Raw genomic sequence first — 17,908 nt, 5'->3', positions numbered from 1 at the left:
CGTGACCGAACTGATTCCGGCGCCCCGCGCCGTCGTCGCCGGAACCGGCGAGGTGCGGCTGACCGCGCACTCCCGGCTCCACGCCGGCACCGCGACCGAGGGCGTCGGCCACTGGCTGCGCACCGTCCTGTGGCAGGCGGCCGGCCTGCCCCTGCGCGAGGCGCGCGCACTCGACGACATCGAGGGCGACGGCATCGGGCTCCGGCTGGCCCCCGGGCTCGGCCCCGAGGAGTACCGCCTCGTCAGCGGCCCGGACGGCGTCCTCGTCGAGGGCGGCGGCGCGGCCGGAGTCTTCTGGGGCGCCCAGACCCTCCGCCAGCTTCTCGGCCCCGACGCCCACCGCAGGGCCCCGCTCGGCCGCGACCGGACCTGGGCCGTGCCGCACCTCACGATCCAGGACGCGCCCCGCTTCGGCTGGCGCGGCCTCATGCTCGACGTGGCCCGGCACTTCATGCCCAAGGAAGGCGTCCTGCGCTACCTGGACCTGATGGCCGCCCACAAACTGAACGTCTTCCACTTCCATCTGACGGACGACCAGGGCTGGCGGATCGAGATCCGGCGCCATCCGCGGCTGACCGAGGTCGGCGCCTGGCGGGCCCGCACGAAATTCGGCCATCGCGACTCGCCGCTGTGGGACGACCGGCCGCACGGTGGCTACTACACCCAGGACGACATCCGGGAGATCGTGGCGTACGCCGCCGAGCGGCATATCACCGTCGTCCCCGAAATCGACGTACCGGGCCACTCGCAGGCCGCGATCGCCGCGTATCCGGAACTCGGCAACACCGACGTCGTCGACACCACCGCGCTCTCCGTGTGGGACAGCTGGGGCATCAATCCCCACGTGCTCGCCCCCACCGACAACACCCTGCGCTTCTACGAGGACGTGTTCGAGGAAGTCCTCGGCCTCTTCCCGTCGGAGTTCATTCACATCGGCGGCGACGAATGCCCCAAGGACCAGTGGCGGCGGTCACCGGCCGCGCAGGCCCGTATCGAGGAACTCGGTCTCGCCGACGAGGACGAACTCCAGTCGTGGTTCGTCCGCCACTTCGACACCTGGCTCCGGGCGCGCGGGCGCCGGCTCATCGGCTGGGACGAGATCCTGGAGGGCGGGCTCGCGGACGGCGCGGCCGTGTCGTCCTGGCGCGGCTACGCGGGCGGGACGGCCGCCGCGCGCGCGGGACACGACGTCGTCATGTGCCCCGAGCAGCACGTGTACCTGGACCACCGGCAGGACGGCGGCCCGGACGAGCCCGTGCCCATCGGGTACGTCCGCACCCTGGAGGACGTCTACCGGTTCGAGCCCGTTCCCTCGGAACTCACCCCGGACGAGGCGGCGCACGTCCTCGGGACGCAGGCCAACCTGTGGACCGAGGTGATGGAGGACACCGCGCGCGTGGACTATCAGGCCTTCCCCCGGCTCGCCGCCTTCGCCGAGGTCGCCTGGAGTGCGCTGCCCGCCCCCGGGGAGCGGGACTTCGCCGACTTCGAGCGGCGGATGGCGGCGCACTACGGGCGGCTCGACGCGATGGGCGTCGCCTACCGGCCGCCGCAGGGGCCCCGCCCCTGGCAGCGGCGGCCCGGTGTCCTCGGGCGCCCGATCGACGGCACGCCCCCGAACCGGTAGCCGCCCGTCGGGGAAAGACCCCCGGCAAGGTCACCGAAGAGTGGCAATTCGCTCACACCGGATATGCCGTACGAAAACGGACCATCTGCTCGGTGAGGTGGGCGAATGCCTCCTAGCGGACCCCCGCGTTCGGGTGTTGCGAAGATGTGCCAGAGTTGCCACGTCCGCCCTGTCAGCACGTACCGTACGGCAACACAGGTGGGACCAGGTGGGGCAGCGGGAAGGGGCAGCCGGTTTTGACCACGCACGCACCGCAGGCGGCGCAGGCCGTCACGCTGCCGACGACACTCGACGAGGCGGTGGCGGCCCTGGCGGCCATGCCCGCCGCCGTACCCGTGGCCGGCGGCACCGATCTGATGGCCGCCGTCAACTCCGGACAGCTCCGGCCCGCCGGTCTGGTCGGACTCGGCCGGATCAGCGAGATCCGCGGCTGGCAGTACCAGGACGGCCACGCCCTGCTCGGCGCCGGACTCACCCATGCCCGGATGGGCCGCCCCGACTTCGCCGCCCTCATCCCGGCGCTCGCCGCCGCCGCGCGCGCCGCCGGCCCGCCCCAGATCCGCAACGCGGGCACCCTGGGCGGCAACGTCGCCTCGGCCGCCCCCACGGGCGACGCGCTGCCCGTGCTGGCCGCCCTGGAGGCGACCCTGATCATCGTGGGCCCGGGCGGGGCCCGCCGGGAGATCCCGGTCTCGCACCTGCTGGCCGGCATGGAGATGCTGCGCGGCGGCGAGCTGATCGGCTTCGTGCGCGTGCCGCTGCTGCACGCCCCGCAGGTGTTCCTGAAGGCGACCGGCCGCACCGGCCCCGGGCGCGCCGTCGCGTCCGTCGCCCTCGTCCTGGACCCCGCCCGGCGCGGGGTCCGGTGCGCCGTCGGTGCCATAGCGCCGATGCCGCTGCGCCCGCTGGACGCCGAGCAGTGGGTCGCCCGGCTCATCGACTGGGACAACAGCCGCACGATCGTCCCCGAGGCGCTGAACGCCTTCGGGGAGTACGTCGCCGCCGCCTGCATCCCCGACCCGGCCCCGGGCATGGACGGCTCGGTCCCTGAGCTGCCGCCCGCCGTACTGCACCTGCGGCGCACCGTCGCCGCGCTGGCCCGACGAGCACTGGGGAGGGCGCTGTCGTGACCGACGACCAGCACGGAGAGGGCGCGCCCCGGAGCGGCGGCCGCTGGGACCCGCTGCCCCAGGGCGACTACGACGACGGCGCCACCGCCTTCGTGAAGCTGCCCGAGGGCGGCATCGAGGCCCTCCTGGCCGGCGACACCCCGCTCGCCGCGCCCGGTCACGGATACGTGCCGCCGCAGATAGCGGTGGCACCCCCGGCCGACGGCGCCGACACCTGGGCGACCCCGGCGGGCGGAACCGAGTGGCCCGCGCAGACGGGCCCGCAGACGGTGGGCGACGACCGGTTCACCTACCACCCCGGCGCGACCGGCCAGTGGAACTTCGACGACCCGGCGTCCGGCGCGTCCGCCCCGGGCCACGACGTGACCGGCCAGTGGTCGATCCCGGTGGCCGGCGGCGACCTTCCGGACGAGTCCGGCGAGTTCACCACCTCGTCCCTCGTCGAGCAGTGGGGCGGCACCCCTCCGGCCACCCTGCCGGGCGGCGCGCCCGCTCCCTGGGCCTCCGGCGCGACCGACGGCGCGGGCGCGTCCTGGGCCCAGCAGGCCGAGGCGTCCGCACCGGCCGGGGTCCAGGAGACCGGGCACCACGCGCCGGGCGCGCCCGCGTTCGGCGACGCGCCCGAGTACGGCGACGCGCCCGAGTACGGCGACGCGCCCGAGTACGGCGGAGCGCACCACCCCGGGCACGACGCGGCCCACCGGGGCGATCACGGACCGGATCACGGGAGCGGGCACGGGGCCGCGCACGGCGGCGAGCACACGGCCGCGTACGCCGACGCGCCCCTGGACGCCGCCGCGCACGCACCCGCCGAGCACACCCGCGACGCGGGAGCGCCGACGCCGGGCGACGCGACGTCCCTGGAGGCCTCCCAGCCCGTCTCCGCGCCCGCCGGGGCTCCCGGCGCCCCAGGGGACACGGAGGCCGTCCACGAGGCCGCTGAGGGCGCCCAGGGGCGCGCCGAAGCGCCCGCCGGGTCCGAGGCGGAGTCCGCCGCGCCCGACGGTGACCCCTCCGGCCACGCGCGCGGGGCCGCCCCCGAGGAGGGCGGCCCCGAACAGCAGGACGCCGCCGCCCCCGACGAGCTGCCGCCGCCCCCGGCCGAGGAACACCCCCTCGCCTCCTACGTCCTGCGCGTCAACAGCTCCGACCGGCCCGTCACCGACGCCTGGATCGGCGAGTCCCTGCTCTACGTGCTGCGCGAGCGGCTCGGCCTCGCCGGCGCCAAGGACGGCTGCTCGCAGGGCGAGTGCGGCGCCTGCAACGTGCAGGTCGACGGACGCCTCGTCGCCTCCTGCCTCGTCCCCGCCGTGACCACCGCCGGCAGCGAGATCCGCACCGTCGAGGGCCTCGCCACCGACGGACAGCCCTCGGACGTGCAGCGGGCGCTCGCCCGGTGCGGGGCCGTGCAGTGCGGGTTCTGCGTGCCCGGCATGGCGATGACCGTGCACGACCTGCTGGAGGGCAACCCGGCGCCCACCGAGCGGGAGACCCGCCAAGCCCTGTGCGGCAACCTGTGCCGCTGCTCCGGCTACCGGGGTGTCCTGCGGGCCGTCAAGAGCGTCGTCGCCGAACGCGAGGCGAACGCCGAGGCCGAGTCCGACGGCGACGAGGCACGCATCCCGCACCAGGCGGGCCCGGGCGCCGGCGGCGTCCACGCGTCGGCGTTCGAGAACCCGGCCCAGCCGCACCCGCACGACCAGGCGTACGGACAGGCCCAGGACGGAGGCCAGGCGTGAGCAACGAAGCCGCCACCGCGACCACCCCCGCGGAGACCGCCCCGCCCCCCGAGCCGATCCCGCACGGCCTCGGCGCGTCCCTCCAGCCCGCCGACGCGCAGGCGAAGACGGAGGGCACCTTCCCCTACGCCGCCGACCTGTGGGCCGAGGGCCTGCTCTGGGCGGCCGTGCTGCGCTCACCGCACCCGCACGCGCGCATCGTGTCCATCGACACGTCCCACGCGCGCGACATGCCCGGGGTCCGGGCCGTCGTCACCCACGAGGACGTGCCCGGCAGCCCGGTCCACGGACGCGGCAGGGCCGACCGCCCGGTGTTCGCCTCCGAGGTCGTACGCCACCACGGCGAACCCATCGCGGCCGTCGCCGCCGACCACCCGGACACCGCGCGGATGGCGGCCGCGGCCGTCATCGTCGAGTACGAGGTCCTCGACCCGGTCACCGACCCCGAGCAGGCCTTCGAGGCGGAGGCCCTGCACCCCGACGGCAACCTGATCCGGCACATCCCGCTGCACCACGGCGACCCGGCCGCGGCCGGCGACATCGTCGTCGAGGGCCAGTACCGCATCGGGCGCGCCGACCCGGCCCCCATCGGCGCCGAGGCCGGACTCGCCGTGCCGCGCCCCGACGGCGGCGTGGAGCTGTACCTGGCCTCCACCGACCCGCACACCGACCGGGACACGGCCGCCGCGGTGTACGGCCTGGCGCCGGACCAGGTGAAGATCGTCGTCACCGGGGTGCCCGGCGCCACCGCCGACCGCGAGGACCAGGGCTTCCAGCTGCCGCTCGGCCTGCTCGCCCTGAAGACCGGCTGCCCGGTGAAGCTCACCGCTACGCGCGAGGAGTCCTTCCTGGGCCACGTGCACCGGCACCCGACCCTGCTGCGCTACCGCCACCACGCCGACGCCGAGGGCCGCCTGGTCAAGGTCGAGGCACAGATCCTGCTGGACGGGGGAGCCTACGCCGACACCTCCTCGGAGGCGCTCGCCGCCGCCGTCTCCTTCGCCTGCGGCCCCTACGTCGTCCCGAACGCCTTCATCGAGGGCTGGGCCGTACGCACCAACAACCCCCCGTCGGGCCATGTGCGCGGCGAGGGCGCGATGCAGGTGTGCGCCGCCTACGAGGCGCAGATGGACAAGCTGGCGAAGAAGCTCGCCCTGGACCCGGCCGAGCTGCGGCTGCGCAACGTCCTGGCGACCGGTGACGTCCTGCCCACCGGCCAGACGGTGACCTGCCCGGCGCCGGTCGCCGAACTCCTCCAGGCCGTCCAGGAATTCCCCCTTCCGCCCCTGCCCAAGGACACCCCCGAGGACGAGTGGCTGCTGCCCGGCGGCCCCGAGGGCGCGGGCGAACCCGGCGCGGTGCGCCGCGGCGTGGGCTACGGCCTGGGCATGGTGCACATGCTGGGCGCGGAGGGCGCCGACGAGGTCTCCACGGCGACGGTCAAGGTCCAGGACGGCATCGCGACCGTCCTGTGCGCGGCGGTCGAGACCGGCCAGGGCTTCACCACGCTGGCCCGGCAGATCGTCCAGGAGACGCTCGGTGTCGACGAGGTCCACGTGGCGCCCGTGGACACCGACCAGCCCCCCGCCGGCGCGGGCTGCCGGGGCCGGCACACCTGGGTGTCCGGCGGCGCGGTGGAACGCGCGGCGAAGATGGTCCGCACCCAGCTGCTCCAGCCCCTGGCGCACAAGTTCGGCATGTCCACCGAACTGCTCCAGATCACCGACGGCAAGATCACCTCGTACGACGGCGTCCTGTCGACCACCGTCACCGAGGAACTGCACGGCAAGGAGCTGTGGGCGACGGCACAGTGCCGCCCGCACCCGACCGAACCCCTGGACGGGGCCGGCCAGGGCGACGCCTTCGTGGGGATGGCATTCTGCGCGATCCGCGCGGTGGTGGACGTCGACATCGAACTGGGCTCGGTCCGGGTCGTGGAGCTGGCGGTCGCCCAGGACGTCGGACGCGTCCTCAACCCGGCGCAGCTCGCCGCACGCATCGAGGCGGGCGTCACCCAGGGCGTCGGTATCGCGCTCACCGAGAACCTGCGCACCCCGCGCGGCCTGATCCGCCACCCCGACCTCACCGGCTACGCGCTGCCCACGGCCCTGGACGCCCCGGACATCCGGATCGTCAAGCTGGTCGAGGAGCGGGACGTGGTCGCCCCCTTCGGGGCCAAGGCGGCCAGCGCGGTCCCGGTGGTGACCTCCCCGGCGGCCATCGCCTCCGCCGTACGCGCGGCGACGGGCCGCCCGGTCAACCGCCTCCCGATAAGGCCCCAGGCGGCGGTGGTGACCGGCCAGTGACCGATCCGCGGCGCTACGAGCCCCCGCCCGGCGTGGGCAGGCTCGCGCTGTGGATCGTGCTGTTCGTCACGGCGGCGGTGGCCGTGGTGCTGGGCGGCGTGTACTTCACGTGACCGGCGTCGCCCGCCGGCCGCGAGGCGGGCCGTCGGGACACGGGCGGTGCGGGCGTTTCCGGTGGGAAGGGAACGTGCGCGGGCGCTCCCGCGTCTCTGTGGAAGGGACCGGTGGCGGGCGCGACGGGCGCAGCCGCCGGTCGGGAGCCGTTGTCAGTGGGTCCGCGTAGGCTGCGGAGCAGTGGGACGGCGCACTTCACGCACGGGGGACCCGATGGGCACGACCAGGACCACCACCGCCACGACGATGATCACCTTCACCGAGGACCAGCTGGACCCGTACATCACGCACGCTCCGACGCGCCGCTGGCTCACCGGCCCCGGACTGCCGGGCGACGGCGGCCTGCTGACCTTCGCGGCCCTGCGCACGGACGGCCTGCGCACGGTCCGCGACTCCACCGGCGACCCCGACGGCCGGCTGGCGGCGGAGCTGCGCGACCGGCTGGTCATCGGCGGCATCCTGGGCGTGGACGGCCAGGAGCGGGAGTCCGTGCTGCTCGACGGCGCGACGGGCGAGATCTCGACGACGTACTTCCTGCACGACCACCCCGACCTGATGGACACCCACCCGCTGGCGCCCTCCCTGGAGAAGCTGCTGCGCTTCGCCACGGCCGCCGACGAACTGGCGGCACTGCGCGGCCAGTTCGCCTCCTACGCGGGCCGCCTGGGCCCGAAGGCGGTGGCGGAGGCGACCCGGCAACTGCTGGCGGTGTTCGAGGAGGGCACCGGCGGTGACCCCGACCCGTTCTGGAAGATCGCGGCGGTGGTCCGTCCGCTGGCCCTGATGGCCGGCCCGGGTACCACCTCCGGCCTCGCGCTGGACCTCCCGGTCCGCCTGCTGGACGACGAGTTCGGCGCAGGCGACATCGTCCGCTTCGAGGACGTCGACTTCCCCCGGGCACTCTCCCACGCCCCGACCCGCCGTTTCCTGCGCGAGGTGGGCCTGCCGGAGGAGGCCGTCTGGTTCCACCTGGAGACCGACATCCCGCTCCAGACCCTCGCCGGGTACTGCGCCGACGCCCGCGAGGGCGTCTTCACCGCGGAGCAGCTCCCGGCGCGGGCGGACCGGCTGATCCGCCTCGGCCATCTGCTGGAGGACACCAGTCTGGTCGTCGACGGCGCCACGGGCGCCGTGTTCAGCTGGAGCGAGCCCGACCTCGCCCTGCGCCCGCTCAACGCCGATCTCTCCACCCTGGCGTTCACCCTGTGGCTGATACGGCGCGAGCGGGCCCTGGACGAGGTGTACGAACTGACCGAGGCCTACGACCAGTTGGCCGACGCGATGTCCCGCACCCTGGCCGCGGTCGACCCGGTCGCCTGCGACCCGACCCCGCACACCCCCACCGACGACGGTCGGCGCTACTGGCCGCTGATGTTCGAGGACGAGGCGGGCGGCGGACTCCACGCCGACGCCGACTGACGCCGGCCGGCGGCGCCCGCCGACTGACGCCGGCCGGCACCTGCCGATACCGATACCGGTACCGAAATCGACACCGATACCGATACCGATACCGATACCGAAATCGATACCGCCTAACGGCACTTGGCGACGTCGATCCGCACGATCTGCGGGTCGTGGTCGCTGGCCTGGTCGGCGAACTCGGCGTTGATGTGCACGACGTCGTAGTCGAAGCGCGTCACGGCCGGGCTCGTCAGGATGTGGTCCAGGGTCTGCGCGTTGCCGTCGTAGACGTAGGTGTAGCGCTGGGCGGCCGGCAGCGTGGTGATCAGCGGCTTGAGAACCTTGCCGTCCGTCAGCGTGGTGACGGTCGGGGAGAACTCGAAGTCGTTGAGGTCGCCCAACACCACGGCCTTGGCGTTCTTGTCCGCCGCGAGCAGCGACTTGACGAAGGTGTTCACCTCGGCGGCCTGCGCCTGGCGCTGTGTCTCGGAGCTGCGGGCCGGCGGCTGGTAGCGGCCGTGCAGGGGCTGGTCTCCGCCCTTGGAGGTGAAGTGGTTGGCGATCACGAAGACGGTCTCGCCGTGGAAGACGAACTCGCCGACCAGCGGCTTGCGGCTGTTGTCCCAGGCGTCACCGGCCGGGTCGATCCGGCCGGGGGAGTACGTCAGCCGGGCGCCCTTGCGCGTCTTCACCACACCCGTGGCCGTGGTGGCGTCGCCGCCCGCCCGGTCGGTGAACGAGACCCGCTTGGGGTTGAACAGGAACACCTGGCGGATGTTGCCGCCCGGCTCGCCGCCGTCCTGGTTCTCGGCGGGGGCGATGTACCGCCACTGGTAGCGGGGTCCGCCGGCCGCGCGGATGGCGTCCGTGAACCGCTTCAGGGTGGCCTCGGAGGTGACGGTGCCGTCGCTCGTGGCGCCGGTGTCGTCCTGGATCTCCTCCAGGGCGACGACGTCCGGCGAGCTGAGGTTGACCGCGACGCCCTCGGCGAGCCGGTCGAACTTCTCCTGCTCGTCCAGCGCGTCCAGGTTCTCCACGTTGTACGTGGCGACCGCCAGCTCGTCGCCCTTCTGCCGGCGGGTCACCTCCCGCTCCAGGCCGTTGTCGACGAGCGTGCCGAGCGCGGTGGCCTGGACGTTGTAGCCGCCGTAGGTGGAGTAGTCGAGCGGGCCGGTGGTGGTGCCGGACAGCTCGTCACCGACGTTCGCCGTCGGGAAGGCGGCGGCGGTGTCGAGGGCCATCACCTTCAGCCGGCCGGTGTTCGGCTGGTCGTAGGAGGAGTACAGGGTGCCGCCGCGCGCCGACGGGCTCTCGTCCGGCTTCACCGTCACCCACAGCTCGTCGTACGCCGTGGTCGCCCCGACCACCCGCGCGTCGGCGAACGTCACCCGCATGCCCTCCGCGGACTCGTAGAAGTCCTGGGCGTACACGGCAGGTTCGAGGGCGAGCGCGTCGATGCTGCCGCCGCCGGCGGTCGGCGCGTAGGCGTCCGGCACGCTCGCGGGGTCCAGCGTGAGCGCCGTGGGCAGCGCGTTGCCGCCGGACAGCACGGTCGCGGTCGGCCCGGTGATCTCGGTGAGCGACTGGCTGGTGCTGCTCGGGTAGTACTCGCTGACCTTGCCGCTGACGAGGACGGAGTCACCGACGGCCACGGCCGGGTCGGCGGATCCGGTGTAGACGAAGACGCCCTCGCTGGTGCGGGGGTCGGCGTCGGCGGACGGGTCCTGGATCCAGTACCCCTTCGACCCGGAGGTCCGCACACCGGTGACGAGACCCGGGACACGGGTGACGCTCTGGCCGTTGAGGGGGGAGAGGCGGGTGGTGCCCTGGATGTCGTGGACGCGGACGGTACCGGGCGTGGTCGGATCCCCGCCCCCGCCCCCGCCCCCGTCCCCGTCGCCCGAACCGGGCGTCTGTCCGGCGGAGTTCACGGGAGAGGGCGTACCGGCGGTGAGGTCCGCGGCGTTGTCGTCCGTGTCGGCGAGCGAGGAACCGCGCGCCACGGACGCGGTGTTGGAGGCCCCGGTGACCGGTCCGCTTCCCTCCCGCACGACGGCGCTGCCGTACCCCACCAGGTCGACGATCCGGCTCTCCGCCGCACAGTCGGCGGCGGTCTTGCAGCTCAGGGCGGCGGTCCCGGAGACGAGGGCGATGGTGCCGCTGGTGGCGCTCATGGCGACGGACCCGGTGGCGTCGGGGGCCGGCAGTGCCGTGGTCCCCCCGGTCCCGGCCGCCTCGGCCACGAGGTACCGCCCACCGGGCGCGACCGCGCCGCTCAGCGCGGTCACCTGCCACTGCGAGGAGGCCGACGGCGACCCCGGCAGGTACTGCACGCTGTAACCCGACAGGTCGTAGGCCGCGGAACCCGCGTTGCCCAGCTCGACGAAGTCCCGGACCAGGGTCGCCCCCGAGTTGCCCCCGCCCCCGTACACCTCGGCGATCACGGCCGTACCGGACGGCGTCGCGTAGGCGGCGGGAAGGGACGTGATGGCGAACGCGCTCGCCAGCCCCACGGCGATGAGCACGTGGCCGGCCCGGCGGGCAGGTCGGGCTGCGCGGGGTCTGCTACCTGCGGTTCTGGACACGCTGGCGGTCTCCTCGTACGTCGTCGGGTACGGCCGGTGGTGTGGGGGGAGTCGGCTCAAGTTACGCGCGTAGAGAGGTGGCCGCCAAGAGGGCGGAGGTTAAATCCCGGGAACGGGACGGGGGTTGCCGCGCTCGGCGGTGAAGGCGGAACCGGACGGCCACGGTGCCGGGCACCGGATGACGCTCGTCGTGGGAGTGGGCGGCACCCCGTCGGGGATGCCGCCCACTCGCGCGCCCGGTCAGGCACTGGAGGCCGTGGCGGGAATCGAACCCACGTAACTCGCTTTGCAGGCGAGTCCCTAAACCACTCGGGCACACGGCCGTTCGTCGAGGTGTTTCCCTCGACCCGGTGAGACGACCGTACGGCCGGGGGAGGGGTGGCTCAAGGGGCGCGGGGGCGCTGCAACGGGACTGCCATACGCCGTTCATGAACGGGGGCGGGCCTACGACCAAGGTCGCAGACGGAGGCCGGTCTTCCGACAGGGGTCAATGTCGGTGGCGCACCTTACGCTGGCGGGCATGGCCGTCCTGGAACCCCGCGACGCAGATGTCGCAGAAGCCACCGAGACCTCCGGCGCGGGCGCGGGCGAGTCCGTGCTGGGGAGGTCGTTCCGGGCGCTCAGTGTCGGGATCGTCTCCGTCGTGCTGCTCATCGCCTTCGAGGCGACCGCCGTCGGCACCGCCATGCCCGTCGCGGCCCGGGAGCTCGGCGGGGTGTCCCTCTACGCCTTCGCCTTCTCCGGATACTTCACGACCAGCCTGTTCGGGATGGTGCTCGCCGGGCAGTGGTCCGACCGGCGGGGGCCGCTCGGGGCGCTGGGCGCTGGGATCGCCGCCTTCGGCGCGGGGCTCGTGGTGGCCGGGAGCGCCGGTGCCATGTGGGTGTTCATCCTCGGGCGGGCCGTGCAGGGACTGGGGGGCGGGCTGGTCATCGTCGCCCTGTACGTCGTGGTCGGGCGGGCCTACCCGGAGCGGTTGCGGCCGGCGGTCCTGGCCGCCTTCGCCGCCTGCTGGGTCCTGCCGTCGGTGGTGGGGCCGCTCGCCGCGGGGGCCGTGACCGAGCATCTCGGCTGGCGGTGGGTCTTTCTCGGGATCCCCGTCCTCGTCCTGCCGCCGCTGGCGCTCGCGCTGCCCCAGATACGGCTGCGGGCGGGCGGGCCCGTGCCCGTGGAGGGGGCCGGCGACGCTCCCGCCGCGTCCTTCGACTGGCGGCGGATCAGGCTCGCCCTCGGGATCTCGGCCGGTGCCGGGCTGCTTCAGTACGCCGCCCAGGACCTGCGGCCCCTCTCCCTGCTCCCCGGCGCGGCCGGCCTCGCGCTGCTCGTGCCCGCCGTGCTCGGGCTGCTGCCGCGCGGGACCTGGCGGGCCGCTCGCGGGCTGCCCTCCGTCGTGCTGCTGCGCGGGGTCGCCGCGGGGGCCTTCATCTCCGCCGAGTCCTTCGTGCCGCTGATGCTCGTCACCGAGCGGGGACTGAGCCCGACCCTCGCCGGATTCTCGCTCGCGGCGGGCGGCGGGACCTGGGCACTGGGGTCCTGGGTGCAGGCCCGGCCGGGGATCGAGCCGTACCGGGAGCGGCTGACGACGTTCGGGATGGTGCTCGTCGCCCTCGCCATCGCCGCGGCGCCCAGTGTGCTCCTGCACTCCGTTCCGGTCTGGACCCTGGCCGTCGCCTGGGCGTTCGGGTGCTTCGGGATGGGGCTCGTCATCTCCTCCACGAGCGTGCTGCTGCTTCAGCTGTCCGCGCCCGCGCAGGCCGGGACCAACTCGGCCGCCCTCCAGATCTCCGACGGTCTGTCGAACGTGCTGCTCCTGGCCGCCGGCGGTGCCGCCTTCGCGGCGCTGGGCGGCGGTTCCGTCGCCCACGCGGCCACCTCGGCCGGCGGGTCGTCGCATTCGGCCGCCTTCGCCGCCGTCTTCCTGCCGATGGCCGCCGTGGCCCTCTTCGGGGCCTGGGTGACCACCCGCCTGAGGGAGCGGCACGCGTAGCGCCCCCTCACCCGCGGCATCCGGCCTGCCGGGAAGCCCGGAAAACCCCTCGCCCCGCCCCCTCCCCGCCCCTACCCTCGCGATCATGTCCCAGCGCCCCCTTCCCCTCCCCCTCACCCTCGAACTCACCGCCGACCCCGCTCTCCGGCACGCCCTCGACGACCTCGCCGACGCCACCGGCCGCCGTCCGCAGGACCTCGCGCTGGACGCCGTACGCGCGTACGTCCGGGCGGAGGAGGCGCGGGTGCGGGAGGTGGCCGAGGGGCTGGCGGGGGCGCACGCCGGGCTGCTGCGAAGGCTCGGGGAGTGACCATGACCAGGCATCTCACCGTCGCCGAGGTCACCGACATCGCGCGGATCGCGTTCGGCGGGCGGGCCCCCGAGGCCCGGGAGCCGGGGCTGCTGGCCTCGGCCGTGCACCGGCCCCGTGCCCGGATGTTCGGCACGGCCGCCTACGACGACCTGTACGAACAGGCGGCCGCGCTGCTCCACGGGATCGCCACGAACCATCCCCTCGTGGACGGCAACAAGCGTGCCGCGTGGCTCGCCACCGTGACGTTCCTCGCACTGCACGGCACGGACCTCGCCGCCTGCGACCAGGACGCGGCGTACGACCTGGTCATCGACGTGGCGTCCGGAACGGAGTCCGAGATCGCGGCGATCGCGGGGCGGCTGCGGAGGCTGTGACGTCAGTCCCAACCGGCGGTGACCCGGCCCCGTTCGCGCGGTGACGGCACCGGGCCGCCGGTAGGGTGGCCCGGTTGTCATACGTAGCCGAGAGCCGAGCCGCCCGACCCCGAACCCGGAGACCGTGACTACCACCGCCACTTCCACCGCCCACTCCCACCACCTCTCTCCCGCCTTTCCCGGCCGCGCCCCCTGGGGTACCGCCAGCAAGCTGCGGGCCTGGCAGCAGGGGGCGATGGAGAGGTACCTCCAGGAGCAGCCGCGCGACTTCCTCGCGGTCGCCACCCCCGGCGCCGGCAAGACGACGTTCGCGCTGACCCTCGCCTCCTGGCTGCTGCACCATCACGTCGTGCAGCAGGTGACGGTGGTCGCGCCGACCGAGCATCTGAAGAAGCAGTGGGCGGAGGCCGCGGCCCGGATAGGGATCCGGCTGGACCCGGAGTACAGCGCGGGCCCGCTGAGCAAGGACTACCACGGCGTCGCGGTGACCTACGCGGGCGTCGGCGTACGGCCGATGCTGCACCGCAACCGCAGCGAACAGCGCAAGACCCTCGTCATCCTCGACGAGATCCACCACGCCGGCGACTCCAAGTCCTGGGGCGAGGCGTGCCTGGAGGCCTTCGAGCCGGCCACCCGCCGCCTCGCGCTCACGGGTACGCCCTTCCGGTCCGACACCAACCCCATCCCCTTCGTGGCGTACGAGGAGGGGACGGACGGGATCCGGCGGTCCTCCGCCGACTACACCTACGGCTACGGCTCGGCGCTCGCCGACAACGTGGTGCGGCCGGTCATCTTCCTCTCCTACAGCGGCAACATGCGCTGGCGGACCAAGGCCGGCGACGAGATCGCCGCGCGGCTCGGCGAGCCGATGACCAAGGACGCGATCAGCCAGGCCTGGCGGACGGCCCTGGACCCGCGCGGCGACTGGATGCCGAGCGTGCTGCGCGCCGCCGACCAGCGGCTCACCGAGGTCCGCAAGGCGATCCCGGACGCGGGTGCCCTCGTCATCGCCTCCGACCAGGACTCGGCCCGCGCCTACGCCAAGCTGATCCGGGAGATCACCGGGCACAAGGCGACCCTCGTCCTCTCCGACGACGCCGGCGCGTCCGGCCGGATCGACGAGTTCAGCGCGAGCACCGACCGGTGGATGGTCGCGGTGCGCATGGTGTCCGAGGGCGTCGACGTGCCCCGGCTGGCGGTGGGGGTGTACGCCACCACCATCTCGACGCCGCTGTTCTTCGCGCAGGCCGTCGGGCGTTTCGTGCGGTCGAGGCGGCGCGGCGAGACCGCGTCCGTGTTCCTGCCGACCGTGCCCGACCTCCTCACCTTCGCCAACGAGATGGAGGTCGAGCGCGACCACGCCCTCGACAAGCCGAAGAAGGAGGGCGAGGAGGACCCGTACGCCGAGGAGGACAAGCTCCTCGAGGAGGCGGAGAAGCAGCAGGACGAGGACACCGGCGAGCAGGAGCAGTTCGCCTTCGAGGCGCTGGAGTCCGAGGCCGTCTTCGACCGGGTCATGTACAACGGCGCCGAGTTCGGCATGCAGGCCCACCCGGGGAGCGAGGAGGAGCAGGACTACCTCGGTATCCCGGGGCTGCTGGAGCCCGATCAGGTGCAGATGCTGCTCCAGAAGCGGCAGGCCAAGCAGATCGCGCACAGCAGGAAGAAGCCGGACTCCGAGGCGGACCTGCTGGAGCTGCCGGCCGAGCGGCGGCCGGTCGTCTCGCACAAGGAGATGATGGAGCTGCGCAAGCAGCTCAACACGATGGTCGGCGCGTACGTCCACCAGAGCGGCAAGCCGCACGGCGTGATCCACACGGAGCTGCGGCGGGTGTGCGGCGGACCGCCGAGCGCGGAGGCGACGGCGGGGCAGCTGCGCCAGCGCATCGCCAAGGTCCAGGAGTGGGCCACCCGGATGAAGTGACGGCGCTCGTCACGCCGAAGGGGAGCGCGCGGCACTGCCTCGCGCACCGTACGTATCGGGACAAACCGAGGAAGTCCCTACCGGCCATTGACCGGATTCTGGACGGAGCCTTCCGCTCAGCGAACCCGCTTCGCTACTGTCCCGCTACGCACACGCCCCGTGGCAGCGCCGCCGCGGAGCGCAGCCGTGAAGCGACTGGGCCCGGACACGCCGGGCCCATCTGCCGATCGGCGGCCTCTGTAGCGCGTCACTGACGGGACTCGGTGTCGCATTCTTCGCGCGGAGGCCGCCGACCTCACCACTAAGGAGTGGGCGTCGTGACCGCGGAGACCTCTCAGACGCTCGACCGGGGACTCAGGGTCCTCAAATTGCTGGCCGATACGGACCACGGGCTGACCGTCACCGAGCTATCCCACAAACTGGGCGTGAACCGGACCGTTGTGTACCGGTTGCTTGCCACGCTCGAACAGCACGCACTCGTACGACGCGACCTGGGCGGGCGAGCCCGGGTAGGGCTCGGCGTGCTGAGGCTGGGCCGACAGGTCCATCCGCTGGTACGCGAAGCCGCGCTGCCCGCACTGCGTTCGCTGGCCGAGGACATCGGGGCGACCGCGCATCTGACGCTGGTCGACGGCGCGGAGGCACTGGCCGTCGCCGTCGTCGAGCCGACCTGGACCGACTATCACGTGGCCTACCGGGCCGGATTCCGGCACCCGCTGGACCGGGGTGCCGCCGGCCGGGCGATCCTCGCCGCACGCCGGAAACTCCCCGACGAGCCCGCCTACACCCTCACCCACGGCGAACTGGAGGCGGGCGCGAGCGGCGCCGCCGCCCCGCTGCTGGGCGTCACCGGCGTCGAGGGCAGCGTGGGCGTGGTCATGCTCGCCGACGCGGTACCGGAACGCGTCGGCCCGAGGGTCGTGGACGCGGCACGGGAGGTGGCCGAGGCACTGCGCTGACGCCCGGCGAACGGGTGTGCGCGGGCTGCCGGACCCACCCCGGACCTGCCCGGCCGGGTCGCGGGACGTCCGCGGCACGATCGGCCGGACAGACATCGGGCGGCGCCCTCCCGCGCCTTCGGCACCGGGGTCGTGACTCCGGAACCCGGTCACCGCGCGCCCGGGCACCGGAGTCACGACCCCGGTCACCGTGCGCCCGGTCCCTGACGTCGCCGGGTTCACGGCGGTCCCGCCCGCCTCGGCCCGGTCCGGCGGACCCCGCCCGGCGCCCCGCCCCACCCGGCGGAGGTGCCGCGCGGCCTCGTCCACGCGGGCGGGCCCGTGCCCGCCGCGTACCGGGGGAGCGGCTCGCCGGGGCGGCCGTCGCCGTGTGCGGCCCCCGGCCGGGGCAGGAGACGTACTCCCTGGTGGCCGCCGCCGACCGCGGTCCCGGCCGTGCCGTCGAGCAGACCCGGCGGACCTGGGCGCCCGCCCGCGGCACCCTCGGCAGCGCCGCCCCTTCGATCCGCCGGTCGGCGCGCCCGCGGCAGCGCCGCACCTTCGATCCGCCGGCCGGCCGCGACGCCCGCTTCGGCCGAGCGCGCGCACCTCGCGCCGTCGCCGGTGGGCGGCACCGGCGCGGGAGCCCCCTGGCCCCGCCGGTTACATTGACCCCGTGCTCTCTCGTCTCACGCGCCTCCAGGCCGTCGCCGTCTGTGCCGTGCCGCTCGTGGCTCTGCTGGCCACGGCGGCCCTCGCGCCGCTGCCGTTCTCGGTGGCGCAGCCCGGGATGACGGCGAACGTGCTGGGCGAGAACCAGGGGACGCAGGTGATCACGATCTCCGGTGCGCCCGTCCGCAAGACCGACGGCCAGCTGCGGATGACGACGATCGAGGCGACCGGCCCGGACGCGAGCGTCCGGCTCGGCGATGTGATCGACGGCTGGTTCCGCACGGACCAGGCGATCATGCCGCGCGACTCGGTCTATCCCAGCGGGGGCAACACCAAGGAGATCGAGGAGCACAACACCGAGCAGATGGAGCAGTCCCAGGACGCCGCCACCGAGGCCGCCCTGAAGTACCTCGACCTCACCGGCGACGGCGTCAAGGTCGACCTGGAGCTGGCCGACGTCGGCGGCCCCAGCGCCGGACTGCTCTTCTCCCTCGGGATCGTCGACAAGCTCGACGGCGACGGCAGCGGCGGCGACCTCACGGGCGGCCGCACCATCGCCGGGACGGGGACCATCGACGGCGACGGCAAGGTCGGCGCGGTCGGCGGCGTCGCCCTGAAGACGCAGGCCGCCCGCCGGGACGGCGCGACCGTCTTCCTGGTGCCCAAGGCCGAGTGCTCCGACGCCCGCACCGAGCTGCCCGAGGGCCTGCGGCTGATCCCGGTGACCACGCTCAAGGGCGCGGTGAGCGCGCTGGTGGCCCTGGAGCAGGGCAAGGACTCCGTCCCCAGCTGCTGAGG

At 74.1% G+C, this 17,908-nt stretch carries 12 protein-coding genes and 1 tRNA gene; 11 read left to right on the top strand and 2 right to left on the bottom strand.

The features are described from left to right. Position 1: 1 nt before the first annotated feature. The 5 genes from IE275_RS09490 (at position 2) to IE275_RS09470 (ending at position 8,335) form a co-directional block, all read left to right on the top strand. The gene (locus IE275_RS09490; protein ID WP_189709692.1) at positions 2-1,627 is read left to right on the top strand and encodes a beta-N-acetylhexosaminidase; all 1,626 of its coding nucleotides are present in this window, start codon (positions 2-4) and stop codon (positions 1,625-1,627) included. 236 nt (positions 1,628-1,863) lie between these two features. Continuing rightward, entirely contained in the window at positions 1,864-2,757 is an 894-nt protein-coding gene (locus IE275_RS09485; RefSeq protein ID WP_189709690.1) for an FAD binding domain-containing protein, read from the top strand. Further along, entirely contained in the window at positions 2,754-4,496 is a 1,743-nt protein-coding gene (locus tag IE275_RS09480) for a 2Fe-2S iron-sulfur cluster-binding protein (RefSeq protein ID WP_189709688.1), read from the top strand. Before IE275_RS09485 ends, IE275_RS09480 begins: the two co-directional genes overlap by 4 nt. Then, the gene (locus tag IE275_RS09475) at positions 4,493-6,802 is read left to right on the top strand and encodes a xanthine dehydrogenase family protein molybdopterin-binding subunit (RefSeq protein ID WP_189709686.1); all 2,310 of its coding nucleotides are present in this window, start codon (positions 4,493-4,495) and stop codon (positions 6,800-6,802) included. The genes IE275_RS09480 and IE275_RS09475 overlap by 4 nt, the downstream gene beginning before the upstream one ends. A 327-nt stretch (positions 6,803-7,129) precedes the next feature. Further along, positions 7,130-8,335, top strand: a complete 1,206-nt coding sequence (locus IE275_RS09470; RefSeq protein WP_189709684.1) for an SUKH-4 family immunity protein — start codon at positions 7,130-7,132, stop codon at positions 8,333-8,335. 113 nt (positions 8,336-8,448) lie between these two features. On the opposite strand, the gene IE275_RS09465 is transcribed toward IE275_RS09470, so the two are convergent. Together IE275_RS09465 and IE275_RS09460 are read right to left on the bottom strand one after the other, a co-directional pair. Beyond that, positions 8,449-10,842 (bottom strand): DUF8508 domain-containing protein, encoded by a 2,394-nt coding sequence (locus IE275_RS09465; RefSeq protein ID WP_308435642.1) that lies wholly within the window; start codon positions 10,840-10,842, stop codon positions 8,449-8,451. Positions 10,843-11,150: 308 nt separating this feature from the next. Next, positions 11,151-11,225: transfer RNA gene (locus IE275_RS09460), tRNA-Cys, on the bottom strand. A 197-nt stretch (positions 11,226-11,422) separates the two neighbouring features. On the opposite strand from IE275_RS09460, the gene IE275_RS09455 reads away from it, so the two are divergent. From IE275_RS09455 to IE275_RS09430, 6 genes are all read left to right on the top strand, one after another. Next, positions 11,423-12,889, top strand: a complete 1,467-nt coding sequence (locus tag IE275_RS09455) for an MFS transporter (RefSeq protein ID WP_189709682.1) — start codon at positions 11,423-11,425, stop codon at positions 12,887-12,889. Between the two features lie 85 nt (positions 12,890-12,974). Then, positions 12,975-13,199: a CopG family ribbon-helix-helix protein gene (locus IE275_RS09450; protein WP_189709680.1), complete on the top strand. Its 225-nt coding sequence runs from the start codon at positions 12,975-12,977 to the stop codon at positions 13,197-13,199. 2 nt (positions 13,200-13,201) lie between these two features. Beyond that, positions 13,202-13,576: a type II toxin-antitoxin system death-on-curing family toxin gene (locus IE275_RS09445; protein WP_189709678.1), complete on the top strand. Its 375-nt coding sequence runs from the start codon at positions 13,202-13,204 to the stop codon at positions 13,574-13,576. A gap of 124 nt (positions 13,577-13,700) precedes the next feature. Then, on the top strand, positions 13,701-15,500 hold the full coding sequence (locus IE275_RS09440; protein ID WP_189709676.1) for a DEAD/DEAH box helicase: 1,800 nt from the start codon (positions 13,701-13,703) through the stop codon (positions 15,498-15,500). 317 nt (positions 15,501-15,817) lie between these two features. Continuing rightward, on the top strand, positions 15,818-16,459 hold the full coding sequence (locus IE275_RS09435; protein ID WP_189709674.1) for an IclR family transcriptional regulator: 642 nt from the start codon (positions 15,818-15,820) through the stop codon (positions 16,457-16,459). A 655-nt stretch (positions 16,460-17,114) separates the two neighbouring features. Then, positions 17,115-17,906, top strand: coding sequence for a S16 family serine protease (locus IE275_RS09430; protein WP_189709672.1), 792 nt, complete (start codon positions 17,115-17,117; stop codon positions 17,904-17,906). The last annotated feature ends 2 nt before the right edge of the window (positions 17,907-17,908 follow it).

This window comes from Streptomyces phaeofaciens, from assembly GCF_014648915.1.
GTDB lineage: Bacteria > Actinomycetota > Actinomycetes > Streptomycetales > Streptomycetaceae > Streptomyces > Streptomyces phaeofaciens.
The sequence above is the reverse complement of the archived record's forward strand: the minus strand, read 5'-3'. Positions and strand labels throughout refer to the sequence as shown.

Bases quoted from the DNA above. Each gene is read 5' to 3' on its own strand.
- IE275_RS09470 (WP_189709684.1), top strand. From the start codon at position 7,130: ATGGGCACGACCAGGACCACCACCGCCACGACGATGATCACCTTCACC.
- IE275_RS09455 (WP_189709682.1), top strand. From the start codon at position 11,423: ATGGCCGTCCTGGAACCCCGCGACGCAGATGTCGCAGAAGCCACCGAG.
- IE275_RS09450 (WP_189709680.1), top strand. From the start codon at position 12,975: ATGTCCCAGCGCCCCCTTCCCCTCCCCCTCACCCTCGAACTCACCGCC.
- IE275_RS09445 (WP_189709678.1), top strand. From the start codon at position 13,202: ATGACCAGGCATCTCACCGTCGCCGAGGTCACCGACATCGCGCGGATC.